General features: G+C 52.3%; 18 protein-coding genes. 8 read left to right on the top strand and 10 right to left on the bottom strand.

Annotated features, from left to right (window positions below; translation table 11 throughout):
* Positions 1–110 precede the first annotated feature (110 nt).
* The 5 genes from D9597_RS03755 to D9597_RS03775 are packed head-to-tail and all read right to left on the bottom strand — an operon-like array spanning position 111 to position 4848.
* Positions 111–1442, bottom strand: coding sequence for an MFS transporter (locus D9597_RS03755; RefSeq protein WP_130204863.1), 1332 nt, complete (start codon positions 1440–1442; stop codon positions 111–113).
* Positions 1443–1500: 58 nt separating this feature from the next.
* Positions 1501–1788: a ferredoxin-like protein FixX gene (fixX, locus tag D9597_RS03760; RefSeq protein ID WP_000203741.1), complete on the bottom strand. Its 288-nt coding sequence runs from the start codon at positions 1786–1788 to the stop codon at positions 1501–1503.
* On the bottom strand, positions 1785–3071 hold the full coding sequence (locus tag D9597_RS03765; protein ID WP_130221652.1) for an FAD-dependent oxidoreductase: 1287 nt from the start codon (positions 3069–3071) through the stop codon (positions 1785–1787). The genes fixX and D9597_RS03765 overlap by 4 nt, the downstream gene beginning before the upstream one ends.
* A 50-nt stretch (positions 3072–3121) precedes the next feature.
* Positions 3122–4063 (bottom strand): electron transfer flavoprotein subunit alpha/FixB family protein, encoded by a 942-nt coding sequence (locus D9597_RS03770; RefSeq protein ID WP_130217468.1) that lies wholly within the window; start codon positions 4061–4063, stop codon positions 3122–3124.
* Between the two features lie 14 nt (positions 4064–4077).
* The gene (locus D9597_RS03775; RefSeq protein ID WP_130221653.1) at positions 4078–4848 is read right to left on the bottom strand and encodes an electron transfer flavoprotein FixA; all 771 of its coding nucleotides are present in this window, start codon (positions 4846–4848) and stop codon (positions 4078–4080) included.
* A 472-nt stretch (positions 4849–5320) separates the two neighbouring features.
* On the opposite strand from D9597_RS03775, the gene caiT reads away from it, so the two are divergent.
* The 6 genes from caiT to caiE all read left to right on the top strand — a co-directional run bounded on the left by caiT (position 5321) and on the right by caiE (position 12471).
* A complete protein-coding gene (gene caiT / locus D9597_RS03780; RefSeq protein ID WP_130221654.1) occupies positions 5321–6835 on the top strand; it encodes an L-carnitine/gamma-butyrobetaine antiporter in 1515 nt (504 codons plus the stop codon).
* 30 nt (positions 6836–6865) lie between these two features.
* The gene (caiA, locus tag D9597_RS03785; RefSeq protein WP_130217474.1) at positions 6866–8008 is read left to right on the top strand and encodes a crotonobetainyl-CoA dehydrogenase; all 1143 of its coding nucleotides are present in this window, start codon (positions 6866–6868) and stop codon (positions 8006–8008) included.
* 128 nt (positions 8009–8136) lie between these two features.
* On the top strand, positions 8137–9354 hold the full coding sequence (gene caiB / locus D9597_RS03790; protein ID WP_130221655.1) for an L-carnitine CoA-transferase: 1218 nt from the start codon (positions 8137–8139) through the stop codon (positions 9352–9354).
* Positions 9355–9426: 72 nt separating this feature from the next.
* Positions 9427–10980: a crotonobetaine/carnitine-CoA ligase gene (gene caiC, locus D9597_RS03795; protein WP_130221656.1), complete on the top strand. Its 1554-nt coding sequence runs from the start codon at positions 9427–9429 to the stop codon at positions 10978–10980.
* Between the two features lie 109 nt (positions 10981–11089).
* Complete coding sequence (gene caiD / locus D9597_RS03800) at positions 11090–11875, top strand: crotonobetainyl-CoA hydratase (protein ID WP_130217476.1); 786 nt, start codon at positions 11090–11092, stop codon at positions 11873–11875.
* Between the two features lie 5 nt (positions 11876–11880).
* Complete coding sequence (gene caiE / locus D9597_RS03805; protein ID WP_130221657.1) at positions 11881–12471, top strand: carnitine operon protein CaiE; 591 nt, start codon at positions 11881–11883, stop codon at positions 12469–12471.
* 118 nt (positions 12472–12589) lie between these two features.
* On the opposite strand, the gene caiF is transcribed toward caiE, so the two are convergent.
* From caiF to D9597_RS03830, 5 genes are all read right to left on the bottom strand, one after another.
* Positions 12590–12985: a carnitine metabolism transcriptional regulator CaiF gene (gene caiF, locus D9597_RS03810; protein WP_130221658.1), complete on the bottom strand. Its 396-nt coding sequence runs from the start codon at positions 12983–12985 to the stop codon at positions 12590–12592.
* Between the two features lie 260 nt (positions 12986–13245).
* The gene (gene carB, locus D9597_RS03815) at positions 13246–16467 is read right to left on the bottom strand and encodes a carbamoyl-phosphate synthase large subunit (RefSeq protein ID WP_130221659.1); all 3222 of its coding nucleotides are present in this window, start codon (positions 16465–16467) and stop codon (positions 13246–13248) included.
* Between the two features lie 17 nt (positions 16468–16484).
* Complete coding sequence (gene carA, locus D9597_RS03820; protein ID WP_130221660.1) at positions 16485–17633, bottom strand: glutamine-hydrolyzing carbamoyl-phosphate synthase small subunit; 1149 nt, start codon at positions 17631–17633, stop codon at positions 16485–16487.
* Between the two features lie 455 nt (positions 17634–18088).
* Entirely contained in the window at positions 18089–18910 is an 822-nt protein-coding gene (gene dapB, locus D9597_RS03825) for a 4-hydroxy-tetrahydrodipicolinate reductase (protein ID WP_130217482.1), read from the bottom strand.
* 132 nt (positions 18911–19042) lie between these two features.
* Positions 19043–20050, bottom strand: a complete 1008-nt coding sequence (locus D9597_RS03830) for a LacI family DNA-binding transcriptional regulator (protein WP_130221661.1) — start codon at positions 20048–20050, stop codon at positions 19043–19045.
* A 187-nt stretch (positions 20051–20237) separates the two neighbouring features.
* Between D9597_RS03830 and D9597_RS03835 the strand changes: the two genes are divergently transcribed.
* Together D9597_RS03835 and D9597_RS03840 are read left to right on the top strand one after the other, a co-directional pair.
* Positions 20238–21983: a class I mannose-6-phosphate isomerase gene (locus D9597_RS03835; protein WP_130221662.1), complete on the top strand. Its 1746-nt coding sequence runs from the start codon at positions 20238–20240 to the stop codon at positions 21981–21983.
* Between the two features lie 4 nt (positions 21984–21987).
* Positions 21988–22416, top strand: a complete 429-nt coding sequence (locus D9597_RS03840; RefSeq protein ID WP_130221663.1) for a PTS fructose transporter subunit IIA — start codon at positions 21988–21990, stop codon at positions 22414–22416.
* The last annotated feature ends 9 nt before the right edge of the window (positions 22417–22425 follow it).

Genomic DNA, 22425 nt, shown 5'->3' on the forward strand with positions numbered 1-22425 from the left:
AGTTATTAGCCCGCGTGTTTACGCCTTTGTTTTCCCACAAAGTGTAGTCATATATTCACGCGGCTTATAGTCAATAATATTGATTCAGAAAAGAGAGAAATCTGAATAAATTACCCCGCTCGCTGCCTGCGAATCGTCATATTGCTGGTCTGCGCCAGTGACATCCCACGTGTTTCCGGGGCAAACGCTACGGAAATCAACAAGCCAAATAGCGAGATCCCCGCCCCCATCAGCATGGTGCTACTGATGCCGTAATTATTGATAAAGATTGGCAGCGCCCAGGTCGAAACAATGGTGCCAATACGGCTTAATGACATAATCACGCCCACGGCTGAAGCCCGAATATCCGTCGGGAAGAGTTCATTAGGATAGAGCCACTGCAAATTACCCGGCCCACCGGAGAAAAAGGCATACACCGCAAAAGCCATTACTACCAGCCAGATCCCCATATCCGGGATCAGCCCCAAAACCGCCAGCGCCAGCGTCATCATGGCAAAGCTGCCAATCAACAATGGACGCCGTCCGGCAGTGTTTAACCACAGCATCGGCGGAATACAGCCGAGCATAAAGAACAGGCTAATCACCACATTCCCCAGCGCCGCGTTTTTGCCAACACCCAATCCCAACAAACCAACGATTTGCGGGCCAAAGGTGTAAATAGCGAACATGGGGATCACCTGGCAGGTCCAGATGGCGGCAACAAACAGAACAAAAGGAAAATGGCGGCGATTAAACAGATCGCGAAAACGGGTTTGCTGCGGCTGCTCTTCCTCGAAAGCCACCGGTTCGCCAAACAGTTTGATCATCATCTCTTCGCACTCTTTCACTCGCCCTTTGCGTAACAACCAGCGGGGAGATTCAGGCAGTTCGAATCGACCAATCAAAATCAACAAACAAGGGATCGCCGCGCTACCCAGCATCCAGCGCCAGCCGCCTTCCACATCATAAAGCCAGTAGCCGACCAGATCGGCGCAGGTCGCGCCGACGTACCACATGGCGGCGATAAAGCTGATGGAAAACGCCCGCTGACGGGTACTGGAGAACTCGGTGATCATTGAGGTGGCGATGGGATAATCTGCACCGATGACAATGCCGATAAGTACCCGCATCACCAGCAGTTCGACGGGGGATGAGACAAACATCGTCGCCACCGATATCACGCCGATGGCGATGATATCAATGAGGAACATTTTGCGCCGTCCGACTTTATCGGAGATATAGCCAAATAGCGATGTGCCAACGAACAGCCCGGCGAGCGTTCCCGCGCCCAGCAAGCCAATCCAGTCAGCGTCCAGTTTCAGCGCCGGAGTCAGTTGCTCCAGTGCCACGCCAATCATTACCAGTACATAACCATCCAGAAACGGACCACCGCTTCCCCACAGCAAAATGCGGCGGTGAATAGAGGAAAATTTAAGATCGTCAAAGTTTCTGGACGGTTGCATGGGTTATTCCTGTTTTTTTGCAATGAGAGTCAGTACGGCGTTACGTATCAAACCGACATCAACCGTAACGGAACTCCACACCAAAGGTGCCGCGCGGGTATTCCCACTGTTCCAGCGCCGACCCCAGCCCCAGAATGCGACAGGTGCCGCACTCCAGACATCCGGCGTAATCGAAGCGCACACTGCCGTCATCCTGCTTCTTGTACAGACCTGCGGGGCACGCTTTCACCAGCAGCTCCAGCGCCTGTTTATCGGCATCGGCCTTCACAACAATGTGCGGATGCTCTTCATCGACATTGAATTTATTGACGCCCAGTTTGACGTCCACATTGACGGGAGAAGTCATAAAACGGTCACTCCTTTCATGCCATCCTTGATTAGATTGATGAAGCCCACTTTCTTGCCGTGGCGGAGGATTTTCTTGCGCATCAGTTCCGGCGCGCTGCCGTCAATGGTGAACAGGTCACGCGCCACGCCCACCGCCAGTTCCGGGTAGCCGCTAAACATGCGTGGGTTATCAAGGAACGCCGGTAGTTTCTGGTACATTCGCATATCGCGCAGCGGGCCACTCTCAAGATGCTGACGATATTCCGCCAGTTTTTGCTTACTGAAATCGTCGCTTTTCATCGCTGAAAGCACAGTTTTTGCTGCGGCTTCCCCGGCGGCAATCGCCAGATCCATTCCGCGAATGGTAAAACCGAGGTTCATACACATTCCGGCGGCATCACCGGCAATCAATACGCCGTCACCAACCAGCTCCGGTAGCATGTTGATGCCTGCTTCCGGCACTACGTGAGCGGAATATTCCACCAGCTTGCCGCCCGCGATCAGCGGTGCAACTGCCGGATGCTGCTTGAAATCTTCCAGCATTTGCGGCACCGATTTTTTCGCGTCATGCAGATGATGCAGACCACAAACCAGCCCCAGCGACAGGGTATTTTCATTGGTATAAAGGAAGCCACCGCCCATCAGGCCATCAGTGGGGGAACCCGCAAACAGGCAAGCCGCGCCCTGATTACCCTGCAACTGAAAACGATCTTCAATAACCGACTGCGGTAACTCGATCAGTTCCTTCACGCCAACCGCCACATCCGTCGGTTTAACGCGTTTTGCCATCCCCAGCTTTTCGGCAAGGATGGAGTTGACCCCATCAGCAAGGATCACCGTTTTCGCTTCAATCACATCGCCATCGGCTTCTACGCCGACAACTTTGCCATCACGCTGTACGAGGTTATCGACGCGGATCCCGGTAATTAACTGCGCGCCCGCTTCTTCGGCCTGCTCCATCAACCAGGCATCAAATTTACTGCGCAAAACGGAGTAAGAACGCTGGGATGGCGAGGTTTCGTCACCATTGCAGTAGTCCATAGTCATCGCTGACTTTTCCGTCATAAACGCGAGTTTTTCATGGGTGATCAGGCGTTCTACGGGGGCGGATTCGGCGAAACCTGGAATAATATGTTCCAGACTGTGGGCATAGAGACGCCCGCCTGTGACGTTCTTGGCACCTGCGGAATTGCCACGCTCGATAACTAACACTTGCGCCCCTTCGCGGGCGAGCACCAGTGCGGCAACCGAACCGGCAAGCCCTGCACCAACGATGATGGCGTCAAAGATATCTTCGGACATAAGAGCTCCCTGTCAGCGGCAGGGCCGAAATGCAGCCCTGCCAGAGTGGTTCAACGCGCTAAAGCTGCGGTCAGTGCCGGAAGGATCTTCACGGCGTCGCCAACAATGCCGTAATCCGCGTACTGGAAGATCGGCGCATTTTTATCTTTGTTGATGGCGAAAATGGTTTGCGACGCGTTAGCGCCAACCATGTGCTGGATCTGCCCGGAGATGCCCACCGCCAGATACAATTCAGGTTTCAGCATCAGGTTGGAGATACCGACATAGCGTTCGTGCTCCATCCATTTTTCGTTTTCCGCCACCGGACGAGAACAGGCCAACTCCGCACCTATCGCCTTGCAAAGCTGTTCTGCCAGCGCAATGTTCTCTTTGCTGCCAATGCCGCGACCGACGCTGACCACCAGACGGGCTTTGTCGAGATCGACGCTGTTGCTCTGGCGCGCCTGGGTTGCCGTGCGGGTAATCGCCACAGCCGGAGCCTGCCACTCCACGGTGTGCGTTTCGCCAGTACGTGACGAGTCTGGCTGAGCCGCATCGAACGTGCCGCTGCTGATGGTCAGTACCGCATACGGCGTGGCAATGCGTTCTTCGCCAATCGCCAGACCGCCGTAAACCATGTGTTTCACTGTCGCTTTACCGTCCTGTACGCTGACGGTGCTGGCATCGTTAGACACCGCCGCTTTAAGGCGATAACCCAGTTTTGCCGCCAATAATTTGCCGCGACGGGTGTTTGGCAGCAGTACCAGGCCGTCTGCGCCGTGCTGGCGAATAGTGTCAGCCATGACACTGGCGTAATCTTCGATCATCCGATCGTCCGGTTTGCCGCTTAATTTCCAGACATGATTAGCGCCGAGCTGGATTGCCTGTACGCCATCGGCATCATTGAGGACAAAGGCATTGATTTGATTAGCTAAAGCCTGCGCACCGTTCATCAGTTCCGGCAGACGAGAAGGGGTATCGCTGAATACCCAGACTTGAGAAAACGTGTTCATAGCATCCCCTGTAATTAAATGACTTTGCGAAGATTTTCAGCAAATGCGGCGATCTGTTCTTCGCCGTCGCCTTCAATCACGATGCGCTGACGCTCGCGCTGTTTCGGCGCGGCAACCTGTTGTTCAGACCACGCAACCTCCGCGTTAAAACCGATATCCGCCGCCGACCACACCTGGACTGGCTTTTTCGCCGCGCCGAGAATGGCTTTCATCGAAGGAATTTGTGGGGAGTTGATATCAGTGGAAACAGCAATAACCGCAGGCAGCGGAATGCTTAAGGTTTCTGTTTCATCTTCCAGTTCGCGCTCAACGGTGAGGGTATCTGCCGTCAGGGAGATAATTTTGCTGACGCCGTTAACTGCCGGAATATTGAGGATTTCGCCCACCAGCAGACCAACCTGCTGGGCATAAAGGTCGGAAGAACCGTCGCCGCACAGGATCAGATCAAAGCCAGCTTTCTGTGCCGCGGCAGCCAGTGCAGTCGCCGTTTGTTGCGGCAGTGCCTGCTCGAACTGGTCATCAATCACCACAATCAGTTCATCCGGGCCGCGCGATAGCACATCTTTACGCCCTTTGGCGTTGGTCAGGGCTTTACCGCCCACACTTAAGGCCGTCACCTGCGCCTCTGCCGCCTGCTGTTTTAACTGGCAAGCCGCTTCAATAGCGTTCAAATCGTATTGGCTTATTTTCGCATCGGCTTTACTGAAGTCTAACGAACCATCAGCATTATTGACCGCAATATCCTGTTCATCAGGCACGCACTTATAGCAAGTAATAATCTTCATTGCATCTCCAGAAATCATGAAGGAAACGTCGTTCATATCGGTGGTGTTAATTACAGATATCACGTCCTTTAATTCGGGAATAAAACTTTAATCACCAATATTGAAAATGTCACACGCAGATAAATCCAACTTTCAATATTGTTAAGCTCCTCACCAATATTGAAAACATGGCGTAGCAAAGAGAAATTTTCAATATTGTTTTATGGATCACCAATATTGAAAGTCAGATGCTATTTTTTTACTCACAATCAAACCCATCATATTGATTAATAATGGATATTTACACAAAGACACTCTGTTTTTACCCGATGAAAAACTGTGACTTACATCACAGAATGCAGCCAATTGAATACCCATTATGAGTTAGCCATTAACGCGTCCACGAGGTTAATAATAATTATATTAAATGTTAACAAAAATAAAACAAACGGGAACGCAAAATAAATATTCGTTTTCACAGTGGAATTAACTCATGACAAAAGAAAAGAGTAAAACGGGAATAGAACCGAAGGTGTTCTTTCCGCCATTAATAATCGTTGGCATACTTTGTTGGCTTACCGTAAGGGATCTGGATGCGGCGAATGTCGTTATTAATGCTGTATTCAGTTACGTCACCAATGTATGGGGATGGGCATTTGAATGGTATATGGTGGTGATGCTTTTCGGCTGGTTCTGGCTGGTGTTTGGCCCGTATGCCAAAAAGCGTTTAGGTAACGAACCACCAGAATTTAGTACCGCCAGTTGGATCTTTATGATGTTCGCCTCCTGTACGTCTGCTGCCGTACTGTTCTGGGGATCGATTGAGATCTACTACTACATCTCCACGCCGCCATTTGCTTTAGCGCCAAACTCCACTGGCGCGAAAGAACTGGGGCTGGCCTACAGTTTGTTCCACTGGGGACCGCTACCGTGGGCCACTTACAGCTTCCTTTCCGTCGCCTTCGCGTACTTCTTCTTTGTCCGCAAAATGGATGTGATTCGCCCCAGCTCCACTCTGGTGCCGCTGGTCGGTGAAAAACATGCCAAAGGCTTGTTTGGCACTATCGTCGATAACTTCTATCTGGTGGCGCTGATCTTCGCAATGGGAACCAGTCTGGGTCTTGCCACGCCGCTGGTGACCGAATGTATGCAGTATCTGTTTGGTATTCCGCATACCCTGCAACTGGACGCTATCATCATTACCTGCTGGATCATCCTCAACGCTATCTGCGTAGCCTGTGGTCTGCAAAAAGGGGTAAAAATCGCCAGCGATGTGCGCAGCTATCTGAGTTTCCTGATGCTTGGCTGGGTATTCATCGTCAGCGGCGCCAGCTTCATCATGAACTACTTCACCGACTCGGTGGGGATGTTGCTGATGTATCTGCCGCGCATGTTGTTCTATACCGATGCCGTTGGCAAAGGCGGCTTCCCGCAGGGCTGGACCGTGTTCTACTGGGCATGGTGGGTGATTTACGCCATCCAGATGAGTATCTTCCTGGCGCGTATTTCCCGTGGTCGTACCGTGCGTGAACTGTGCTTCGGTATGGTGATGGGGCTGACAGCATCCACCTGGATCCTGTGGACCGTGCTCGGCAGTAACACTCTGCTGTTGATGGATAAAAACATCATCAACATTCCAAACCTGATCGAACAGTACGGTGTGGCGCGCGCCATCATCGAAACCTGGGCCGCTCTGCCGCTCAGCACTGCCACCATGTGGGGCTTCTTCATTCTCTGCTTTATTGCCACCGTTACCCTGATTAACGCCTGCTCTTACACCCTGGCGATGTCCACCTGCCGCGAAGTGCGCGACGGTGAAGAACCGCCACTGCTGGTGCGTATCGGCTGGTCAGTGTTGGTTGGTGTTATCGGCATTGTTCTGCTGGCGCTCGGCGGCCTGAAACCGATTCAAACCGCCATTATCGCCGGAGGATGCCCGCTGTTCTTCGTCAACATTATGGTGACGCTCTCGTTTATTAAAGACGCGAAACAGAACTGGAAAGATTAATTAACCCCCAAAATATCAAGAGGTTGAAAGATGGATTTTAATTTAAATGATGAGCAGGAACTGTTTGTCGCCGGTATCCGCGAACTGATGGCCAGCGAAAACTGGGAAGCCTATTTTGCCGAGTGCGACCGTGACAGCGTCTACCCGGAGCGTTTTGTCAAAGCGCTGGCGGATATGGATATCGACAGCCTGCTGATCCCGGAAGAGCACGGTGGTCTGGATGCGGGGTTTGTTACCCTCGCCGCCGTGTGGATGGAACTGGGTCGTTTGGGGGCGCCAACCTACGTGTTGTATCAGTTGCCAGGCGGGTTTAACACCATCCTGCGTGAAGGCACACAAGAGCAGATCGACAAGATTATGGCATTCCGCGGCACCGGTAAGCAGATGTGGAACTCAGCGATTACCGAACCGGGCGCGGGCTCTGACGTGGGTAGCCTGAAAACGACTTATACCCGTAGAGATGGTAAGATTTATCTTAATGGTAGTAAGTGTTTTATTACCAGCAGCGCCTACACCCCGTACATCGTGGTGATGGCGCGCGACGGGGCTTCTCCGGACAAACCTGTCTACACCGAATGGTTTGTTGATATGAGCAAACCGGGCATCAAAGTGACCAAACTTGAGAAGCTCGGTCTGCGTATGGATAGCTGCTGTGAAATCACCTTTGACGATGTGGAACTGGACGAGAAAGACATGTTCGGTCGGGAAGGTAACGGCTTTAACCGCGTCAAAGAAGAGTTCGACCATGAACGTTTCCTGGTAGCCCTGACCAACTACGGTACGGCGATGTGCGCCTTTGAAGATGCGGCGCGCTACGCCAACCAACGCGTGCAGTTTGGCGAGGCGATTGGTCGTTTCCAGTTGATTCAGGAAAAATTCGCCCACATGGCGATCAAATTAAACTCCATGAAAAACATGCTGTATGAAGCAGCGTGGAAAGCAGACAACGGCACCATCACCTCTGGTGATGCGGCAATGTGCAAATACTTCTGCGCCAATGCGGCATTTGAAGTGGTGGATAGCGCAATGCAGGTGCTGGGCGGTGTCGGGATTGCGGGCAACCACCGCATCAGCCGCTTCTGGCGTGACCTGCGTGTAGACCGCGTCTCCGGCGGATCTGACGAAATGCAGATCCTGACGCTGGGTCGTGCGGTGCTGAAGCAATACCGCTAAGTCCGTGCGCTGCCTGATGCGACGCTGATGCGTCTTATCAGGCCTACGGGAGCACGAATGTCGGCCGGATAAAGCGTTTACGCCGCGTCCGGCAGTCATGCGCTACACAAATTTTTCAGGAGCTAATAATGGATCATCTACCCATGCCGAAATTCGGGCCGCTGGCCGGATTGCGCGTTGTCTTCTCCGGTATCGAAATCGCCGGACCGTTTGCCGGGCAAATGTTCGCAGAATGGGGGGCGGAAGTTATCTGGATCGAGAACGTCGCCTGGGCCGACACCATTCGCGTTCAACCTAACTACCCGCAGCTCTCCCGCCGCAATTTGCACGCGCTGTCGTTAAATATTTTCAAAGATGAAGGCCGCGAAGCGTTTCTGAAATTAATGGAAACCACCGATATCTTCATCGAAGCCAGTAAAGGTCCGGCCTTTGCCCGTCGTGGCATTACCGATGAAGTACTGTGGCAGCACAACCCGAAACTGGTTATCGCTCACCTGTCCGGTTTTGGTCAGTACGGCACCGAGGAGTACACCAATCTTCCGGCCTATAACACCATCGCCCAGGCCTTCAGTGGTTACCTGATTCAGAACGGTGATGTTGACCAGCCAATGCCTGCCTTCCCGTATACCGCCGATTACTTTTCTGGCCTGACTACCACCACGGCGGCGCTGGCAGCACTGCATAAAGTGCGCGAAACCGGAAAAGGCGAAAGTATCGACATCGCCATGTATGAAGTGATGCTGCGTATGGGCCAGTACTTCATGATGGATTACTTCAACGGCGGCGAAATGTGCCCGCGCATGACCAAAGGGAAAGATCCCTACTACGCCGGTTGCGGTCTGTACAAATGCGCCGACGGCTACATCGTGATGGAACTGGTGGGCATTACTCAGATTGCAGAATGCTTTAAAGATATTGGCCTCGCACATCTGCTCGGTACGCCGGAAATCCCGGAAGGCACCCAGCTTATCCACCGTATCGAATGCCCTTACGGCCCGCTGGTTGAAGAGAAACTCGATGCCTGGCTGGCGACACATACCATCGCGGAAGTAAAAGAACGCTTTGCTGAACTGAATATCGCCTGCGCCAAAGTGCTGACCGTACCGGAACTGGAAAGCAATCCACAGTATGTGGCCCGTGAATCCATCACCCAGTGGCAAACGATGGATGGTCGCACCTGCAAAGGGCCGAACGTGATGCCGAAATTCAAAAATAACCCTGGCCAAATCTGGCGCGGAATGCCCTCACATGGCATGGACACGGCTGCCATTTTGAAAACTATCGGCTACAGCGAAAACGACATTCAGGAGTTGGTCAGCAAAGGTCTGGCCAAAGTTGAGGACTAAACGCGTGGCGCCAGTCGGCTTGCCTGGCTAGCGCCCGCCCAATAACAAACGAACAAAATGGATAGAGGTGCAATGGATATCATTGGCGGACAACATCTACGTCAAATGTGGGACGATCTGGCGGACGTTTACGGTCATAAAACGGCGCTGATTTGTGAATCCAGCGGCGGAGTCGTTAACCGGTATAGTTATCTTGAGTTAAATCAGGAGATTAACCGCACGGCAAACCTGTTTTATACGCTGGGGATTCGCAAAGGCGACAAGGTTGCTCTACATCTCGACAACTGCCCGGAATTTATCTTTTGCTGGTTCGGGCTGGCAAAAATTGGCGCGATTATGGTGCCGATTAACGCCCGCCTGTTGCGCGAAGAAAGCGCGTGGATCCTGCAAAATAGCCAGGCGTGCCTGCTGGTAACCAGTGCACAATTCTATCCTATGTATCAACAGATTCAGCAGGAAGATGCCTCGCAGTTGCGGCACATTTGCCTGACAGATGTGGAGCTTCCCGCTGATGATGGCGTGAGTTCGTTTACTCAACTGAAAAATCAACAACCTGTAACCTTGTGCTATGCACCGCCGCTATCGACCGACGATACGGCGGAAATTCTCTTTACCTCCGGTACCACTTCCCGACCGAAAGGGGTGGTGATTACCCATTACAACCTGCGCTTCGCTGGATATTACTCTGCCTGGCAGTGCGCACTGCGTGACGATGACGTCTACCTGACGGTAATGCCTGCGTTTCATATCGATTGCCAGTGTACTGCGGCGATGGCGGCGTTTTCTGCCGGAGCCACCTTTGTGCTGGTCGAGAAATACAGCGCCCGCGCCTTCTGGGGACAGGTACAGAAGTATCGCGCCACCGTTACCGAATGTATTCCGATGATGATCCGTACGTTGATGGTGCGACCGCCTTCAGCGAGCGATCAGCAACACCATCTGCGGGAAGTAATGTTTTATCTCAACCTGTCGGAGCAGGAAAAAGATGCGTTTTGTGAACGCTTCGGCGTTCGCTTGCTGACCTCTTATGGGATGACGGAAACCATTGTTGGCATTATCGGCGATCGCCCTGGCGATAAACGACGCTGGCCGTCGATTGGTCGGGCGGGGTTTTGCTACGAAGCGGAGATTCGCGACGATCACAATCGTCCGCTCCCGTCTGGTGAGATCGGTGAAATCTGCATTAAAGGCGTACCGGGAAAAACCATCTTCAAAGAGTATTTTCTCAACCCGCAAGCCACTGCGAAAGTGCTGGAAGCCGATGGCTGGCTGCATACTGGCGATACCGGATACCGCGACGAAGAGGGCTTTTTTTATTTCGTCGATCGCCGCTGCAATATGATCAAACGCGGTGGCGAGAATGTCTCCTGCGTGGAGCTGGAAAATATCATCGCCACCCATCCAAAAATTCAGGACATCGTGGTTGTGGGTATTAAAGATTCGATTCGCGATGAAGCCATCAAAGCGTTTGTGGTGCTGAATGAAGGTGAAATATTGAGCGAAGAGGAATTCTTCTACTTTTGCGAACAGAATATGGCGAAATTTAAAGTGCCCTCTTATCTGGAGATCAGAAAAGATCTGCCACGTAATTGCTCGGGGAAAATAATCAGAAAGGCGCTGAAATAAACACTACAGCAGGGTACTACTCTGTCTGGTAATAATCACGTTCAACAATAATATGCATTTTTTTGCAGGGCCGTTGTCGTCCCTGAAAAAGCAAAAATGGAGAAAAGGAATGAGTGAATCATTACATCTGACCCGCAATGGATCAATTCTGGAAATTACCCTTGATCGACCAAAAGCGAATGCTATTGATGCGAAAACCAGCTTTGAAATGGGCGAAGTATTTCTAAATTTCCGTGACGACCCGCAATTACGTGTCGCCATTATTACCGGTGCCGGAGAGAAATTCTTTTCCGCAGGCTGGGATTTAAAAGCAGCAGCAGAAGGCGAAGCACCGGATGCTGACTTTGGTCCGGGTGGTTTTGCGGGCTTAACCGAAATTTTCAATCTGGATAAACCGGTCATCGCAGCCGTGAACGGCTACGCCTTTGGCGGCGGCTTTGAACTGGCGCTGGCGGCAGATTTTATTGTTTGTGCCGATAACGCCAGCTTCGCCCTGCCAGAAGCCAAACTGGGCATCGTTCCTGACAGCGGCGGTGTGCTGCGTCTGCCGAAGATACTGCCGCCTGCCATCGTCAATGAAATGGTGATGACCGGCAGAAGAATGGGCGCAGAAGAGGCGCTGCGTTGGGGGGTAGTCAACCGCGTGGTTAGCCAGGCGGAACTGATGGATAACGCCCGCGAACTGGCGCAGCAACTGGTTGACAGCGCCCCGCTGGCGATCGCGGCGCTGAAAGAGATCTACCGCACCACCAGCGAAATGCCGGTAGAAGAAGCGTATCGCTATATTCGCAGCGGCGTCTTGAAACACTACCCATCAGTTCTACATTCGGAAGATGCCCTTGAAGGGCCGCTGGCGTTTGCCGAGAAGCGCGATCCGGTGTGGAAAGGACGTTAACAACCGTGAGCTATTACGCCTTTGAGGGGTTAATTCCGGTGGTTCACCCGACGGCGTTTGTCCATCCCAGTGCAGTCTTGATTGGCGATGTGATTGTGGGGGCCGGAGTCTACATCGGCCCCCTCGCCTCACTGCGTGGTGATTACGGGCGGTTGATCGTGCAAGCGGGAGCCAATATTCAGGATGGCTGCATTATGCATGGCTACTGCGACACTGACACCATCGTTGGAGAAAACGGGCATATCGGGCACGGAGCGATCCTACATGGCTGCATGATTGGTCGCGATGCATTGGTCGGGATGAACAGCGTGATTATGGATGGCGCGGTCATTGGCGAAGAGAGCATTGTTGCCGCCATGAGCTTTGTCAAAGCAGGCTTTCACGGCGAGAAACGCCAGTTGTTGATGGGCACGCCAGCCCGCGCTGTACGCAGTGTGAGTGACGACGAGTTACACTGGAAGCGGTTGAATACCAAAGAGTATCAGGATCTTGTCGGGCGCTGTCATGCATCGTTACATGAAACGCAGCCGTTGAGGCAAATGGAGGTAAATCGCCCCCGTTTGCAGGGGACGACGGATGTGACGCCGAAACGGTAACATCGTCGGATGCGGCATAAACGCCTTATCCAACCCTGCTGGAGAGCAACCGTAGGCCGGATAAGATGCGCTAGCATCGCATCCGGCGACCAGGTCGCACGGTATCAACGAAATGACATTAACGACGCATACTCTTTGACAACATCATCTGCCACTTCTGCTCGCGGTTAAGTTCCGTGAGCGGAACGGCAGGAATACGCGGCGTCTTTCTTACGCCGACTAATTTATCCCGGTTGTTATTGCGCAGGCGCGCGTAAATTTGCTCATCGATATCGACCACTTTTACCAGTCGCTGGCACTGGCATCCCCGCCCTTCCAGCTTATTAGGGATCATCTTAACTTCGCAGCTTATTTCTGCGACTTCCGACAGAATATAAGTCAGGGTATTAACCGCCTTGCTGTGTTCAATATCGAAATGAATAGAGATCTCTCTTGCTATCACCCAGCGGTTTTCAGCCATCATCCATTCGGCGATTAACAAATAGAGTGGTTTTTCAACACATCCTTCACACATACGAACTCCAGTTTCACAAATTAAAAGACTGGCTATGACTCGTTTTGCAGCAATTAAACAAGGCCATATTAAAATTGTGGATATATCGATAGTATGCAACCTAACGAAGGATTAGTGTGAGCAAAATCCTGCTTACGCCATCAAAAATATGAATTCCAACAAAGTTTTGTCTTACAGGTAAAAAAAACGGTCCTCTTTCGAGAACCGTATTAGTTATTCGATCAAATTGGCGAATAAAACATATCCGCCATCACACGCTATTATTTGATCTGTGCGTGCATTTCCTGCACCGAAATTACTTTTTCGGTCGCATCGGCATTCAGCGCCATCGCGGTGGCAAAGCCGCCGTTCAGGGTGGTGTCGTAATGCACTTTATATTGCAGCGCACTGCGACGGATCACGCGGGAGTCTTCAATCGCACGACGACCTGAGGTGGTGTTGATGATGTAGGTATATTCGCCATTCTTAATACGGTCCTGAATGTGCGGACGACCTTCATGCACCTTGTTCACCAGACGCGGATTAATGCCCGCTTCGCCCAGCACAATCGCCGTGCCGTGTGTCGCATCCAGCTCGAAGCCCTGTTTCAGCAGTTTTGCCGCCAGGTCCACCACGCGTTCTTTGTCACCTTCACGCACGGAGAGCAGCGCACGACCGTGTTTCTTCATGGTGGAGTTACTGCCCAGCTGCGCTTTGGCGAACGCTTCAGCGAAGGTGCGACCCACGCCCATCACTTCCCCGGTGGAGCGCATTTCTGGCCCTAACAGCGGGTCAACGCCCGGGAATTTGTTGAACGGCAGCACCACTTCTTTCACCGAGTAGTACGGCGGGATGACTTCTTTAGTCACGCCCTGCTCAGCCAGCGATTTGCCTGCCATCACGCGCGCCGCCACTTTTGCCAGCGGCACGCCGGTGGCTTTGGAGACGAACGGAACGGTACGCGCCGCACGCGGGTTAACTTCAATCAGGTAGACTTCGTTGTTTTTCACCGCAAACTGCACGTTCATCAGGCCGCGCACCTGCAATTCGAAGGCAAGTTTCTGCACCTGTTGGCGCATCACATCCTGAATTTCCTGACTTAAAGTGTACGCTGGCAGAGAACATGCGGAGTCACCGGAGTGCACGCCCGCCTGCTCGATGTGCTCCATGATGCCGCCAATCAGCACCATTTCGCCGTCGCAGATGGCGTCCACATCCACTTCTACCGCGTCATCGAGGAAGTGATCCAGCAACACTGGCGCATCGTTAGAGACACTCACCGCCGTCTGGAAGTAGCGACGCAGGTCAGCTTCGTCATAGACGATTTCCATCGCCCGACCGCCGAGAACGTAAGACGGACGTACCACCAGCGGGTAGCCAATCTCTTTCGCCTTCTCTACCGCCATTTCAATAGCGGTAACGGTGGCGTTCGCCGGTTGTTTCAGTTTCAGACGATCAACCGCATGCTGGAAGCGTTCACGGTCTTCTGCACGGTCGATAGCATCCGGGCTGGTGCCGATAACCGGTACGCCAGCAGCTTCCAGCGCGCGCGCCAGTTTCAGCGGGGTCTGACCGCCGTACTGAACGATAACGCCTTTCGGCTTCTCAATACGCACGATTTCCAGCACATCTTCCAGAGTTACCGGCTCGAAGTAGAGACGGTCGGAAGTGTCGTAGTCGGTGGAGACGGTTTCCGGGTTACAGTTAACCATAATGGTTTCGTAACCGTCTTCGCGCAGCGCCAGCGAGGCGTGTACGCAGCAGTAGTCGAATTCGATACCCTGACCGATACGGTTCGGGCCGCCGCCAAGCACCATGATTTTTTCACGGTCGGTAGACGGATTCGCTTCGCACTCGTCTTCATAAGTGGAGTACATGTAAGCGGTGTCGGTGGCAAATTCTGCCGCACAGGTATCCACGCGCTTGTAAACCGGGTGCAGGTCATACTGATCGCGCAGCTTGCGGATTTCCGCTTCACGAACGCCCGCCAGTTTAGCCAGACGCGCATCGGCAAAACCTTTGCGTTTCAGCTGGCGCAGGAAGTCAGCGTTCAGGCCAGTGATGCCCACTTCTGCGACTTTCTCTTCCAGACGCACCAGTTCTTCAATCTGTACCAGGAACCAGCGGTCAATGTTGGTCAGGTTAAAGACACCGTCTACAGACAGGCCCGCACGGAAGGCATCGGCGATATACCAGATACGCTCTGCGCCAGCATCTTTCAGTTCGCGGCGGATTTTGGTCAGCGCTTCCGGGTCGTCCAGGCTCACTTTCGGGTCGAAGCCAGTTGCGCCCACTTCCAGGCCGCGCAGCGCTTTTTGCAGGGATTCCTGCTGCGTGCGACCAATCGCCATCACTTCGCCAACCGATTTCATCTGAGTGGTCAGACGGTCGTTCGCACCAGCGAATTTCTCGAAGTTGAAGCGAGGAATTTTGGTAACCACGTAGTCGATAGACGGCTCAAAGGAGGCCGGGGTACGCCCGCCAGTGATGTCGTTCATCAGCTCGTCGAGGGTGTAACCCACCGCCAGTTTTGCCGCCACTTTAGCAATCGGGAAGCCGGTCGCTTTCGACGCCAGCGCCGAAGAACGGGACACGCGCGGGTTCATTTCGATAACAATCAGACGACCGTTTTTCGGGTTCACCGCAAACTGAACGTTGGAACCACCGGTTTCAACGCCGATTTCACGCAGCACCGCCATCGAGGCATTACGCATGATTTGATATTCTTTGTCGGTCAGCGTTTGGGCTGGCGCGACAGTGATGGAGTCACCGGTGTGGATGCCCATCGCATCAAAGTTTTCGATAGAGCAGACGATGATGCAGTTGTCGTTTTTATCACGCACCACTTCCATCTCGTACTCTTTCCAGCCGATCAGCGATTCATCAATCAGCAGCTCTTTGGTTGGGGAGAGATCCAGACCGCGGGCGCAAATTTCTTCAAACTCTTCGCGGTTATAAGCGATACCACCACCGCTACCGCCCATGGTAAAGGATGGGCGAATAATGCACGGGAAGCCCACGTCAGCGGCAACCGCCAGCGCTTCTTCCATCGTGTGCGCGATACCGGAACGCGCAGTTTCCAGACCGATTTTCTTCATCGCTACGTCGAAACGACGACGGTCTTCTGCTTTATCAATCGCATCGGCAGTGGCACCAATCATGGTGACGCCGAACTCTTCCAACACGCCCTGACGCTCCAGCTCCAGCGCACAGTTCAGCGCCGTCTGACCGCCCATCGTTGGCAGCACCGCATCCGGGCGCTCTTTTTCAATAATCTTGCGTACCACTTCCCAGTGAATCGGCTCGATGTAGGTCGCATCAGCCATTTCCGGGTCGGTCATGATGGTCGCCGGGTTGGAGTTCACCAGAATGACGCGGTAACCTTCTTCGCGCAGGGCTTTACATGCTTGCGCGCCAGAGTAGTCAAACTCACACGCCTGACCGATAACAATCGGGCCCGCACCCAGAATCAGGATACTTTTTATATCTGTACGTTTTGGCATGGCTCTTTTACTCCTGATTACTTAGCGGTTTTACGGTACTGCTCAATTAACTCGATAAAGTGGTCGAACAACGGCGCTGCGTCGTGCGGACCAGGGCTGGCTTCAGGGTGCCCCTGGAAGCTGAACGCCGGTTTATCGGTGCGATGAATCCCCTGTAACGTACCGTCGAACAGGGATTTATGCGTGACACGCAGGTTTGCAGGTAATGTTGCTTCGTCCACCGCAAAACCGTGGTTCTGGGCGGTGATCATCACCACGTTTTTCTCCACATCTTTAACCGGATGGTTGCCGCCGTGGTGTCCGAACTTCATCTTAATGGTCTTCGCACCGCTCGCCAGTGCCAGCAACTGATGGCCGAGGCAGATGCCGAATACCGGGACGTCGGTTTCGAGGAATTTCTGGATGGCGGTAATGGCGTAATCACACGGGGCCGGGTCGCCAGGACCGTTGGAGAGGAAGATGCCGTCTGGATTCATTTTCAGCACATCTTCCGCAGAAGTTTGCGCCGGAACGATGGTCAGACGACAGCCTCTATCCACCAGCATCCGCAGGATGTTGCGCTTGGCACCAAAGTCATAAGCCACGACGTGGAACGACAGCTCGTCTTCTTTTTTCGCTTCTGGCAGGCCTCCGGTCAGCGTCCAGCTCCCTTGTGTCCAGCTATAGGCTTCTGCGGTGGTCACTTCTTTTGCCAGATCCATGCCGTTCAGACCAGGGAACGCGCGGGCTTTTTCTAACGCCAGCGCCGCATCCGGGTTATCGCCCGCGATAATGCAGCCATTCTGTGCGCCTTTCTCGCGCAGTAAACGCGTCAGCTTACGGGTGTCGATATCGGCAATCGCCACGATGTTATGGCGTTTCAGGTAAGAAGAGAGGTCTTCGGTGTTGCGGAAGTTGCTGGCAATCAGCGGCAGGTCGCGAATCACCAGACCTTGTGCATGTACCTGAGAGGATTCTTCATCGGCATCATTAGTGCCGACATTGCCAATATGGGGATAAGTAAGAGTAACGATTTGACGAGAATAGGAAGGATCAGTGAGGATTTCTTGATAACCGGTCATTGAAGTATTGAAAACGACTTCCCCAACCGCCGAACCTGTTGCCCCTATGGCCCGACCGTGAAACTGGGTTCCGTCTTCCAGAACCAATAGCGCTGACTTAATCAAAACACCCTCCAGAGAATATTCACTCACTTTATTTGCATATTAATTCACAGTGATGACGTAAATCAATGCAAATCTGCTTACCGACGAATTTCTGGCAAACGGCGGCATTCTGGAGATATGGGCGCTAAAAGTCAACTTAATGGCGGGATTTTTTATATTATTTTGTGGCTCATGCATGTTTTACAGGCATTAAGCGGCAAAAACATCATCTAACCCGTTCTGGAAAACGCTTGCGCAGCAAGAAAATTGCATAAAACCAAAACCCTTAGAAAAAAGTGGACCAGATGGTCAAAATTTACATTAAAACAACAAAAACAGGCAACTAAACTTTAATTTTTAGCCATTTTTTAATTATTAATAAACGAAACAAAAAAAATAAAAGGGCCAAAAATTAAAGCCCTTTATAATCAATAGATTGGATATGTTATTTTTGCATCAACACAAATGTTTTGTGGTTATAATCTATTGAGATCCAGTACATCTCGCATATCAAAAAGACCACTTTCCTTATCATTTAGCCACAATGCCGATCTTACCGCACCGTTAGCAAATGTCATGCGGCTGGACGCCTTATGGGTAATCTCCAGACGTTCGCCGATATCGGCGAACATGGCGGTATGTTCCCCCACGATGTCACCCGCACGTACAGTGGCAAAACCAATGGTGCCAGGAACACGTTCACCAGTATGGCCTTCACGACTGTAGACCGCGCAATCTTTCAGGTCTTTATCAAGAGCGTGGGCAATCGCCTCCCCCATTGCCAGCGCAGTGCCTGACGGCGCATCGACTTTATGTCTATGATGTGCTTCGATAATTTCAATATCAGTGTAGTCACCCATTACCTGAGCGGCTTTCTCCAACAGCTTAAGCATGACGTTAACGCCAACGCTAAAATTGGCGGCAAAGACAATCGCAATATCTGTAGCAGCGTCACGAATCGCTTGTTTGCCAGCGTCATCAAAACCCGTTGTACCAATCACCATCCCTTTGCCATGCTGGCGACAAAAAGCGAGATGGTTCAGCGTACCTTCCGGACGGGTAAAATCGATAAACACATCAAAATCATCTTTTACCGCGTCGAGGCTGCTTTGCACGGTAACGCCTGTTTTTCCGACTCCGGCCAGTTCACCAGCGTCGCTGCCCAGTAAAGAAGATCCTTCGCGCTCCAGCGCCGCGCCCAGCTGCACGCCTTCTAATGCCAGCGCCGCCTGAATCAACTGGCGGCCCATACGCCCCCCGGCTCCCGCGATGGCAACGCGGATGTTTGCATCATGCATAGCTATTCTCTTTTGTTAATTTGCATAGACCGTTTTCAGAGTAACCAGCGCATCGCTACGCTGCTACAGAAAAACGCGGATAATTAGAATTAAATGTAAAACAGGCAGGGTAATCAGTAAAAGATATACCCATCAATTAAAACCACATGATTCTCTGACCACTAATGCTGGCGGCAAAATGATCCGCTTTGGTGGTTCATCGTTACCCTGAATACGGCTGTAAAGCAGTTCTCCTGCTTTACGACCAATCTCTTTTGCCGCGACCGAAACTGTCGTTAACGCGGGTTGTACCAATGCAGCTTCAGTGATGTCATCAAACCCTACCAGCGCAAAGTCTCGCCCCGGTTCTCGTCCCATTTTCCGTAACGCCTGCATGACACCCAGCGCAACAATATCCTGATAGCAAACGGCGGCTGTAATTTGAGGATTATTTGTCAGTAGTACCTCTGCCACTTTAGCGCCATCAGATTGGTTGGCTTGAGCTGCGACGATCCACGCCGAATTTGGTGAAATCCCATGCTCCAGTAAGGTACTGGTAAAACCGCCAATACGTTGCGCCCGACTACCGGAATTTGGGCTGCCGCCAATAAAGGCAATGTTCTTATGCCCCATTTTCACTAAGTGTGTGGTCGCCATCTGCGTGCCGAGAAAATTATCAGTACCTACAAAGTCGAAGTCAGGATCGCTGAGCGGACGCACCACCATAATGGCGGGAATATTGCGCCGTTTCAGCGCCTCAAAAAAGGAGGCTGGCGTTTCCCGCGCCGCGCACAGCACCATGCCGCAGGCGTTATTGCGCATCAGAGAATCGACAAACTTTTGCTGCCGCTCGCCAGATTCTTCGCTATTCGCCAGAAAGAGCAGCAGATCATGGCGCTCCATTTCGTGGCTCAGTCCGGCGGTCATCTCGCCGTAAAATGGGTTAGTAATATCATGCAGCAACAACCCGACCTGATTACTACTACGATTGCGTAAATTCGCCGCCGTCTGGTTATAGACATAACCGGCATCATCCAGGGCTTTTAATACTCTCTCACGCGTTGCCTGCGAGATCCGTCCCCGATTACGCAACACCATCGAGACTGTCGCCGTAGAAACCCCCGCTCGCTCTGCAACCTGCGCCAGCGTTACTGTTGTCATCTTTTCTCCTGAACACTATCGAAGGTTAATCGGTTAATCTTTTTGTTCAAATTTCCCTGTGACACTTCTCACATAACAATGCCATTTTCGCTATCTGTTATCGAATATGCCGGGTTAATCGCGTTAACCACACTGTCAGAACAAGGTTAATCGATTAATCTCTGTTTAGAAAACACGGAGGCCGAAAATGCGATCAACCTATAACAAATTCCCGGAAGTTGCCGTTCAGGGATACGACAATCAGGCCTGGAGCGGCTGGGTGTCGATCAGCAACGAAATTAACGCCAGGGCTTCGGCGTCAGCCAGAACGGTAGTCGTTATTGACTGCTATCCAGGAGTACAACTTGCTGAACTTGAACAACATTTTTTACCGATGCTCAATGCAGTAAAGGTACTGAATGTCGAATCGGCGCGCCGCACACCGCAGGCACTGCATGAACTGTTGGCGCGAAATCTTACTGATGATCGCGTGTTCGGCGTGCTTTCCTGCCATCAGCTTGCTGAATTTTATGACGCAGAAAAACTGAACCGACTACGTCAGCAAGTTGAAGATATTCAGGAAGGCGTAGTGGTTCTCTACGGTTCCGGTGCCGCACTGGCGCATAACGGCGATGTGCTGATTTACGCCGATATGCCGCGTTGGGAAATCCAGCAACGAATGCGTCACGACGGACTGGGAAACTGGGGTGCCGAAAATAGCGATGAAGATATGTTGCGCCGCTATAAGCGCGCGTTCTTTATTGAGTGGCGGGTGTTCGATAAGCACAAGACCCCGCTCCTGAAACGTACTGATTATCTGCTGGATACCACGATAAAAGAGTCTCCCGCGATGGTTAGCGGCGAGGCGCTACGTTGCGCGTTGCAACACACCACCACGCGACCTTTCCGCGTCGTGCCATTCTTTGATCCCGGCGTGTGGGGCGGTCAATGGATGAAACAACAATTCGATCTCGATCCCTCCGCGCCAAATTACGCATGGTGTTTTGATTGCGTGCCCGAGGAAAACAGCCTGTTACTGCGTTTTGGCAACGTGCGGATCGAGATCCCTTCACAGGATCTGGTGCTTCTCTACCCGCGCCCTTTGCTGGGTGAAAAAGTCCACGCCCGCTTTGGCGCGGAGTTTCCGATCCGTTTTGACTTTCTCGATACCATTGGCGGGCAGAACCTGAGTTTTCAGGTGCATCCGGTGACGGAATATATTCAGCAGCAGTTCGGGATGCACTACACCCAGGATGAAAGTTACTACATTCTGGAAGCAGAACCTGACGCGGTGGTTTATTTAGGAACCAAAACTGGTACACAGCCACAAGAGATGCTGGTCGATCTTCAGGCAGCAGGGCGTGGTGAAAAAGCCTTTGATGATGCCCGCTTTGTGAATCAACTCCCGGCACGTAAACACGACCACTTTTTGATTCCCGCCGGAACTGTGCACTGCTCTGGTGCGGGCACGATGGTACTGGAGATCAGCGCTACGCCCTATATTTTCACCTTCAAGTTGTGGGACTGGGGACGTCTGGGCCTCGATGGATTACCACGCCCTGTCCATCTGGAACACGGCGAACAGGTGATTGACTGGCAGCGCGATACGCAGTGGGTGCATGAAAATCTGGTTAATCGGATTGAACCGATCGCCGAAGGTAACGGCTGGCGAGAAGAGCGTACCGGAATGCATGAACGGGAATTTATCGAAACCCGCCGCCACTGGTTTACCGCGCCAGTGATGCATCACACCCACGGCTGCGTCAACGTGTTGAATCTGGTGGAGGGTGCCGAAGCTATCGTTGAAAGCCCCTGCGACGCCTTCGAACCATTCGTTATCCACTATGCCGAGACGTTTATTATTCCTGCCGCTGTCGGTGAATATCGCATCGCCCCCTTTGGCAAAGGCATCGGGCAACAACTGGCGACGATGAAAGCCTGGGTCAGAGGATAAGCTGATGATTAATCTTATTATTGCTACCCACGGTCCACTTGCCGGAGCGTTACTGACCAGCAGCCGGATGGTCTACGGTGAGCTACCCCACGTTTTTACCGTCACCTTAAGTGAACAGGCGGGCATAGAAGGTTTTAAACGTGATTTCGCCCTGACGCTGGAGAACGCCGGACAAGATAGCGACGGCGTTCTGGTACTGTGCGATCTACAAAGCGGCACACCGTGGAATGTGGCCTGCCAACATGCTTTTTCGCCCTCAACCAAACCGCCTGTCGCCGTAGTCGCAGGCGTCAATTTCCCTATGCTCTTGCTTAGTGAAGAGATCCGCCATTTAACCGATGTTCACGCCGCCGCCATAGAACTGTTGGCATTGACCGCACCGACGCTTGTCAAAGCCGCCCCGGTGTTATCCGTTCAGCCAGATGATTTTTAAAGGAATATG

This window comes from Escherichia sp. E13S3, assembly GCF_004212325.1.
GTDB lineage: Bacteria > Pseudomonadota > Gammaproteobacteria > Enterobacterales > Enterobacteriaceae > Escherichia.